Raw genomic sequence first — 2,044 nt, forward strand, 5'->3', positions numbered from 1 at the left:
GCCCCTTGGCGGCGCCGCGCACGCTGCCCCACCCCGGCGGCCTGGGGCCGCTGCGGCTGCAGCAGCTCATCCTGGTCGAACTCGCGGCCGCCGTGATGCTGGCCGCCTGGGTCACCTCCGAGCGCTGGCTGCTCGCCCCGGCGGGCGCCGTGGCCGCGCTGCTGCTGCTCCTGGCGATCCTGCGCCGGCACCACCGCCCGCTGCCCGAGTGGTACGAGACGACGCGCGCCCTCAAGCGCCGCCGCCGCGAGGCCCAGCTGCCCGTGCCGCCCGGTACGGACCCGCTGCTTGCCCCGACGGTGGAGTGCGACCCGGCCCTGCGGACGTACACCTTCGTCTCCCGTGACGACCGCTCGATCGGCATGATCGGCGACGGGTCCTTCCTGACCGCCGTGCTCTTCGTGCAGCCGGGCGACGAGCCGCTGCGGCCCGGGTTCGCCGGCCGCCAACTGCCGCTCCAGCTGGTCCAGGACGCCCTGGAGGTCGACGGCATCAGGCTCGCCTCCGCGCAGGTCGTGCAGCACACCCAGCCGGCCCCCGCGCCGCACCTGCCGCAGCAGTCCGTGGCGGCCCGGTCGTACGGACCTCTCCAGGCCCAGGCCGGTTCCCCCGCGCTGCGGCTCACCTGGGTCGCCCTCAAGCTCGACCCGGAGCTGTGCCCCGAGGCGGTGGAGGCGCGCGGCGACGGCGTCCCCGGCGCCCAGCGCGCGCTGCTGCGCGTCGCGGACCAGCTGGCGAGCCGGCTGGCCGGAGCCGGTTTCCAGGCGACCATCCTGGACGAGAACGAACTCGTACAGGCGCTCGCGACGTCGAGCTGCCTCAACCCCCGGGCCAACGCCCAGCGCGGCCAGGACGGGCGGCCGGCCCAGCGGCGTACGGTCGAGGCGGTGCGCAGCTGGCGGGTCGACGACCGGTGGCACTCGACGTACTGGATCTCCCGCTGGCCGCAGTTGGGCGACAGCGGTGTCGCGCTGCCGCGCCTGATCACGCAGTTCACCTCGCTGCCCGTCCTCGCGACGACGTTCAGCATGACCCTGAGCAAGGCGGGCAACCGCGGGATCTCCGTCACCGGCCACGTGCGCATCACCGGCCGGGGCGAGAACGAACTGGACCAGGTCCGCGGGGACTTGGAGCGTGCCGCGAGCGCGTCCAAGGTCGGCCTCGTGCGCCTCGACCGGGAACAGGTCCCCGGAGCACTCGCCACCCTGCCGCTCGGAGGTACCTCCTGATGTCCTACCCCGCACCGACCATGAACCAGGGGCAGCGCGGCCAGGAACCCGCCCGTACCCCGGCGCACGTCGCCTCGCCGACCGACACCGGTCTCATCCCGATCGTCCGGCCACAGACGCCTCAGCAGCAACGGCGCATCTTCAGCCCCGGGTTCGGGCTGCGCGGACCGCGCCGCAACCGTCACGTCGTCACCGCCGAGGAGATCGCGGCGATCAGCATGCCGATCGGCGACGACGGCGTCATCATCGGCACCGACACGCAGTCGCAGCCCGCGGTGCTCGGCCTGGCCCGGCCCACCCCCTTCGACGTGGTCGTGGTGGGCGGTCTGTGGATCGCCCAGGTACTGGCGCTGCGCTCGGCCGCGACGGGGGCCCGCGTGGCCGTCGAGACCGGCCGTCCGCAGGCCTGGCAGCAGCTCGCCCAGGCGGCGGGCGGCGGTCAGCAGTGCATGACCGTCTACCCGGTGGGCCGGGTGCCCGCCCAGGGCCCCTCGGTGTCCAGCCCGGTGGTGCTGATCCGCGACTGCGGTGTGCGTCCGCCGCGCGGCCGGGTGACGTCGCTGCCGTGGCAGGCCGTGGTGACGGTGCTGCCGTTCGTCGGGGAGCACGCCCCGCGCTGGCTGGCGCAGGCGCAGTTGGTCGGGATCCAGCGCATCTCGCCCCAGGAGACCGAGGTCGTACGGGAGACGCTCGGCATCCCGGCGGAGCACCTGGAGATGCTGCCGACGCTGTCCGACAACGTGGCCCTGTGGTGCACGCGCAAGCACCGCAAGTACGTCATGACCGAGCCCACGGACGCGGAGACGGGTCTGCTC

General features: G+C 74.3%; 2 protein-coding genes. Both read left to right on the forward strand.

Annotation, left to right across the window (positions count from 1 at the left end; genetic code table 11):
* Window positions 1-5: 5 nt before the first annotated feature.
* The gene (eccE, locus tag E2E34_RS33765) at window positions 6-1,229 is read left to right on the forward strand and encodes a type VII secretion protein EccE (protein ID WP_244316388.1); all 1,224 of its coding nucleotides are present in this window, start codon (window positions 6-8) and stop codon (window positions 1,227-1,229) included.
* The coding region (locus tag E2E34_RS33770; protein ID WP_138905635.1) for a hypothetical protein at window positions 1,229-2,044 on the forward strand (816 nt) is incomplete at its 3' end. The genes eccE and E2E34_RS33770, both read left to right, overlap by 1 nt.

This window comes from Streptomyces albidochromogenes (assembly GCF_005981925.1).
GTDB lineage: Bacteria > Actinomycetota > Actinomycetes > Streptomycetales > Streptomycetaceae > Streptomyces > Streptomyces albidochromogenes.